This window comes from Streptomyces sp. CRN 30, from assembly GCF_034105845.1.
In genome coordinates this window covers 1-6,154 of record NZ_JAVRHI010000528.1, presented here as the reverse complement: position 1 = coordinate 6,154, position 6,154 = coordinate 1, and the positions used below count along the sequence as shown (strand labels likewise).

At 72.3% G+C, this 6,154-nt stretch carries 4 protein-coding genes and 1 pseudogene; all 5 read left to right on the top strand.

Annotated elements, in window-relative coordinates; genetic code table 11:
- Positions 1–1,811, top strand: a pseudogene (locus UW392_RS61865) (hypothetical protein); the annotation flags it as partial.
- A 346-nt stretch (positions 1,812–2,157) separates the two neighbouring features.
- Positions 2,158–3,096 carry a cellulose-binding protein gene (locus tag UW392_RS61860; RefSeq protein WP_320784305.1) on the top strand — a complete coding sequence of 313 codons (939 nt, stop codon included), beginning with the start codon at positions 2,158–2,160 and terminating at the stop codon, positions 3,094–3,096.
- 97 nt (positions 3,097–3,193) lie between these two features.
- The gene (locus UW392_RS61855) at positions 3,194–4,162 is read left to right on the top strand and encodes an ATP-binding cassette domain-containing protein (RefSeq protein ID WP_320784304.1); all 969 of its coding nucleotides are present in this window, start codon (positions 3,194–3,196) and stop codon (positions 4,160–4,162) included.
- The gene (locus UW392_RS61850) at positions 4,159–4,929 is read left to right on the top strand and encodes an ABC transporter permease (RefSeq protein WP_320784303.1); all 771 of its coding nucleotides are present in this window, start codon (positions 4,159–4,161) and stop codon (positions 4,927–4,929) included. Before UW392_RS61855 ends, UW392_RS61850 begins: the two co-directional genes overlap by 4 nt.
- 118 nt (positions 4,930–5,047) lie before the next feature.
- A partial coding sequence (locus UW392_RS61845) for an ABC transporter ATP-binding protein (RefSeq protein ID WP_320784302.1) occupies positions 5,048–6,154 on the top strand: 1,107 nt, incomplete at its 3' end.

Genomic DNA, 6,154 nt, shown 5'->3' with positions numbered 1-6,154 from the left:
CCGCGGCCGAGCGGCTGGCCGCCGAGAGCGCCGAGACGCTGGCCGCCGCGCAGGAGGAGGCCGCCCGGCGCCGCCGCGAGGCCGAGGAGACCCTCGGTTCGGCGCGGCAGGAGGCCGACCAGGAGCGGGAGCGGGCCCGCGAGCAGAGCGAGGAACTGCTGGCCTCGGCGCGCAAGCGCGTGGAGGAGGCCGAGACCGAGGCGACCCGGCTGGTCGAGGAGGCCGACCGGCGGGCGACCGAGATGGTGTCGGCCGCCGAGCTCCACGCCCAGCAGGTGCGCGAGTCGGTGGCCGGGCTGCACGAGCAGGCCCAGGAGGAGATCACCGGCCTGCGCAGCGCCGCCGAGCACGCGGCGGACCGGACGCGCACCGAGGCGCAGGAGGAGGCCGACCGGGTCCGTGCCGACGCGTACGCGGAGCGGGAGCGGGCCGGCGAGGACGCGACCCGGGTCCGGCGCGACGCGGCCGAGGAGGCGACCCGGGTACGGCGCGAGGCGACCGAGGAGGCGGAGGCCGCCAAGTCGCTGGCGGAGCGCACCGTCGCGGAGGCGATCACCGAGTCGGAGCGTGTCCGCTCGGAGGCCTCCGACCACGCCCAGCGGGTGCGGACCGAGGCCTCGGACACCATTGCGAAGGCCGAGCAGGACGCCACCCGCACCCGGGCGGAGGCCCGCGAGGACGCCAACCGCATCCGTTCGGACGCGGCCACGCAGGCCGACACCCTCATCACCGAGGCGGCGGCCGAGGCGACGCGGCTCACCACGGAGACGGCCGCCGAGACCGAGCGGCTGCGCGCCGAGTCGACGGCGGAGGCCGAACGTCTGATCGCGGACGCGACCGGTGACGCCGAGCGGCTGCGTGCCGAGGCGACCGAGACCGTGGCCTCGGCACAGCAGCACGCCGAGCGGACGCGCGACGAGGCCGGGCGGGTCAGGGCTCAGGCCGAGGCCGAGGCCGAGCGGGTCACCGCGGCCGCGCGCGAGGAGTCCGAGCGGACCCTCGACGAGGCCCGCAAGGAGGCCAACAAGCGGCGCTCCGAGGCGGCCGAGCAGGTCGACAAGCTGATCACGGAGACCGCGGGCGAGGCCGACAAGCTGATCTCCGAGGCCCAGTCGAACGCGCTCAGGACGACCGCGGACGCCGAGGCGCAGGCCGACACGATGGTCGGCGCGGCCCGCAAGGAGGCCGAGCGCCTGATCGAAGAGGCGACCGTGGAGGGCAACGCCCGGGTCGAGCGGGCCCGCACGGACGCCGACGAGTTGCTGGTCGGGGCGCGGCGGGACGCGACCGCGATCCGGGAGCGCGCCGAGGAGCTGCGCGACCGCATCACGAGCGAGATCGAGGAGCTGCACGAGCGGGCCCGGCGCGAGTCGGCCGAGACGATGAAGGCGGCGGGCGACCGGTGCGACGCCCTCATCAAGGCCGCCGAGGAGCAGCTGGCGAAGGCACAGGCCAAGGCCAAGGAGCTGGTCTCGGAGGCCAACTCCGAGGCGGGCAAGGTGCGCATCGCCGCCGTCAAGAAGGCGGAGGGGCTGCTGAAGGAGGCCGAGCAGAAGAAGGCCACGCTCGTCCGCGAGGCCGAGGAGCTCAAGGCGGAGGCGATCCGCGAGGCGAAGGCCACCGTCGAGGAGGGCAGGCGCGAGCTGGAGGTCCTGGTCCGGCGGCGCCAGGACATCAATGCGGAGATCTCCCGTGTCCAGGACGTCCTGGAGGCGTTGGAGTCTTTCGAGGCTCCGGGCGGCAAGGACGGTGTGAAGGCCGGGGCCACCGCGGGCGCCACCCGTTCGAGTGGCAAGGCGTCGGACAGCTAGCGGAGCGAGGTGGATGAGGTTACGGTTCCGCCTCATCCGGCCCGTTGTCCGGATGCGCGGTGTCAAGGTCCCGTGACCTAAGGTAACTTGGTCCACCGGCCGCAGTGGCGGGAGTACGCGCGAGTGACGCGGGAGGACCCCGATCCTCCCGGTACCGCCCGGCGGGAGGCACCGCAGCGCGTTTCGCCGGGATTTCGGCACACAAATCCTGGCAAGTCCCCCCAACGGTCGACCACTCAAAAGGGGTGTCATTGTCCAGATCAAACGCGCATCCGCTCGATGACACGCCGCTATGCCCCCTAGGATTCCACCTATCACCTCACCGGTCTCTTTCGACAGGAACCCCATGAGCGACACTTCCCCCTACGGCTTCGAGCTTGTGCGGCGTGGGTACGACCGCGCTCAGGTGGACGAACGCATCTCGAAGCTCGTCTCCGACCGTGACAGTGCTCTGGCCCGTATCACTGCTCTGGAAAAGCGCATCGAGGAGCTGCACCTCGAGACGCAGAACGCCCAGGCCGCGGTCAGTGACGCCGAGCCGTCGTACGCGGGTCTCGGCGCGCGCGTCGAGAAGATCCTCCGTCTCGCCGAGGAAGAGGCGAAGGACCTGCGCGAGGAGGCTCGCCGCGCCGCCGAGCAGCACCGTGAGCTGGCCGAGTCCGCCGCCCAGCAGGTGCGCAACGACGCGGAGTCCTTCTCGGCCGAGCGCAAGGCCAAGGCCGAGGACGAGGGCGTCCGGATCGTCGAGAAGGCCAAGAGCGACGCGTCCCAGCTGCGCGCCGAGGCGCAGAAGGACGCGCAGTCCAAGCGCGAGGAGGCGGACGCCCTCTTCGAGGAGACCCGCGCCAAGGCCGCCCAGGCCGCCGCGGACTTCGAGACCAACCTGGCCAAGCGCCGCGAGCAGTCCGAGCGCGACCTGGCCTCCCGTCAGGCCAAGGCCGAGAAGCGCCTGGCCGAGATCGAGCACCGGGCCGAGCAGCTGCGCCTGGAGGCCGAGAAGCTGCGCACCGACGCCGAGCGCCGCGCCCGCCAGACGGTGGAGACCGCGCAGCGCCAGGCCGAGGACATCGTGGCCGACGCCAACGCCAAGGCCGACCGGATCCGTTCCGAGTCCGAGCGCGAGCTGGCCGCCCTCACCAACCGCCGCGACTCGATCAACGCCCAGCTCACGAACGTCCGCGAGATGCTCGCGACGCTCACCGGTGCCGCGGTCGCCGCGGCCGGTACGCCGGCGACGGACGACGAGCCGATCTCCCGCGGGGTCCCGGCGCAGCAGTCCCGGTAAGGCACAGCGGCCCCGGCGACGCCCGAGGGTCCGCCCGTACGAAAGCCCCCTGCCCGTGAAGTGGCAGGGGGCTTCGTCCCGTCCTAGCGTGATCTCCATGATCGAGCTCGAGGGGCTGACCAAGCGGTACGACGAGAAGGTGGCGGTCAACCGCCTCACCTTCGCCGTCCGGCCGGGCCTCGTGACCGGGTTCCTCGGGCCCAACGGCGCCGGCAAGTCGACCACCATGCGGATGATCCTGGGCCTCGACCGGCCGACCGCGGGCGACGTCCGCGTCGACGGCACCCACTACGACCGGCTCAGGGACCCGCTGCACCACATCGGCGCCCTGCTGGACGCGAAAGCCGTGCACGGTGGCCGCAGCGCCTACCACCACCTGCTGTGTCTCGCCCAGAGCAACGGCATCCCGGCCAGCCGGGTGCGCGCGGTCCTCGACACGGTGGGGCTCGGCGCGGTGGCCCGCAAGAAGGCGAAGAACTTCTCGCTCGGCATGGGCCAGCGGCTCGGCATCGCGGGCGCGCTGCTGGGCGACCCACGGATCCTGATGTTCGACGAGCCGGTCAACGGGCTCGACCCGGAGGGCATCCACTGGATCCGCACGCTGATGCAGAACCTGGCCGCCGAGGGCCGTACGGTCTTCGTCTCCTCGCACCTGATGAGCGAGATGGCGGTGACCGCCGAGCACCTCGTCGTCATCGGACAGGGCCGGCTGCTCGCCGACACCTCCATGGCGGACTTCATCCGGCGCAACTCCCGCTCGTACGTGCGGGTGCGCACGCCGCAGCGTGAGCAGCTGCTCGACCTGCTGCACGCGGCGGGGATCACGCCCGTCGAGGCGGACGGCGGCGCGCTGGAGGTGGACGACGCGCGGCCGGAGCACCTGGGTGAGCTGGCCGCGCGGCACGGGGTCGTGCTGCACGAGCTGAGTCCCCGGCAGGCCTCGCTCGAGGAGGCGTTCATGCGGCTGACGGCCGAGTCCGTGGAGTACCACGCGCACGCGGGGCCGCCCGGGCCGCCGCCGTCCCCGCGGTGGGGCGGCGACCGGCGGAAGGGGGCCGGAGCATGACGGCACCGCAGGTCGTCCGCTCCGAGTGGACCAAGATCCGCTCGGTGGCGTCCACGGTGTGGACGCTGTCGCTCGCCGTGGTCGTCACCCTCGCCCTCGGCATGCTGATCTCCGCGCTGACGGACCGGGAGTTCGACCGGTCGGACACGCCGGACCGGCTCTCCTTCGATCCGACGCTCATCAGCTTCGCCGGGATGAGCCTGGGGCAGCTGGCGATGATCGTGTTCGGGGTGCTCGTCGTGTCGAACGAGTACAGCACCGGCATGATCCGCACCTCGCTGGCGGCCGTCCCGCGGCGCGGCAGCTTCCTCTTCGGCAAGATCGCGGTGGCCACGGTGCTCGCCCTGCTCGTGTCGCTCGCCACCGCCTTCGCCGCGTTCTTCCTGGGCCAGGCGATGCTCGACGAACACGGCACGTCGATCGGGGCGGCCGGGGTGCTGCGCGCGGTGATCGGCGGCGGGCTCTACATGACGCTCATCGCGGTGTTCTCGATGGGCGTCGCGACGATGCTGCGCTCCCCGATGCTGTCGCTCGGCATCCTGATGCCGTTCTTCTTCCTGATCTCCAGCGTCCTGGGCAACGTCCCGGCCACGGAGAAGATCGGCCGCTTCCTGCCCGACCAGGCCGGCCGCAAGATCATGGAAGTGGTCCCGCGGACCGGCGACGACACCCCGTACGGCCCGTGGGGCGGGCTCGGCATCATGGCCCTGTGGGTCGTCGCGGCGCTCGTGGGCGGGTACGTACTGCTGAAGCGGCGTGACGCCTAGGGCGTGGGGTCCCCGCACGCCTGCACGCCTTGGTGGGAACCGTCAGCTCACCGATATCCTCCTAACCCTTACGGGGGCGTACGACCCGGCGTCCTGAACCTTTCGATGGGTGCGGAGAATGATCGAGGCAGTCGGCCTGACGAAGCGCTACGGCGCCAAGACGGCCGTGTACAACCTTTCCTTCCAGGTAAGGCCGGGTACCGTCACCGGCTTCCTCGGCCCGAACGGTTCGGGCAAGTCGACGACGATGCGCATGATCCTCGGTCTGGACAACCCCACGTCCGGCCATGTGACGATCGGCGGCCACCCGTACCGGAAACTGCCGAACGCCCCCCGCCACGTCGGTGCCCTGCTGGACGCGAAGGCCGTGCACGGGGGCCGCAGCGCCCGCAGTCATCTGATGTCCCTCGCGCAGCTGTCGGGCATCCCGGAGCGGCGCGTGGACGAGGTCCTCGGGGTCGTCGGCCTGCAGGAGGTGGCCCGGAAGCGGTCCAAGGGGTTCTCGCTCGGTATGGGGCAGCGGCTCGGCATCGCCGCGGCGCTGCTCGGCGACCCGCAGGTGCTGCTCTTCGACGAGCCGGTCAACGGCCTCGACCCGGAGGGCATCCTCTGGGTGCGCAACCTGATGAAGTCACTCGCCGCCGAGGGGCGCACCGTGTTCGTGTCCTCGCACCTGATGAGCGAGATGGCGCTGACCGCGGAGCACCTGATCGTGATCGGGCGCGGCCAGCTGCTCGCCGACATGAGCGTCAGGGCCTTCATCGCGGCGAACTCCGCCGACTTCGCGCGCGCCCGCACCCCCGACACCGAGCAGCGGGAGAAGCTCACGGCCGCGCTGACGGAGGCGGGCGGGCAGGTGCTGCCCGAGCCGGACGGCGCGCTCAGAGTCACCGGGCTGCCGCTGCCCCGGATCAGCGACCTCGCGCACGACGCCGACGTACGGCTGTGGGAGCTGTCGCCGCACCAGGCCTCGCTGGAGGAGGCGTACATGCGGATGACGCAGGCCGCCGTCGACTACCGCTCGACGATCGACCAGAAGGAAGGGCTGATGCAGCCGCTGCCGCCCGGCATGCAGCCTCCCCCATTGCCGGTGCCCGGGGAGGGCCAGCCCGGTTGGTACGCCCCGCCGCCGCCCCAGCCGGGCGGTCAGCCCTTCGCGATGCCGGCGATGCCGCAGGCGCCCGCGCGGACCGGCCCGTACGGCGCCCCGGCCGCCCCCTCCGCG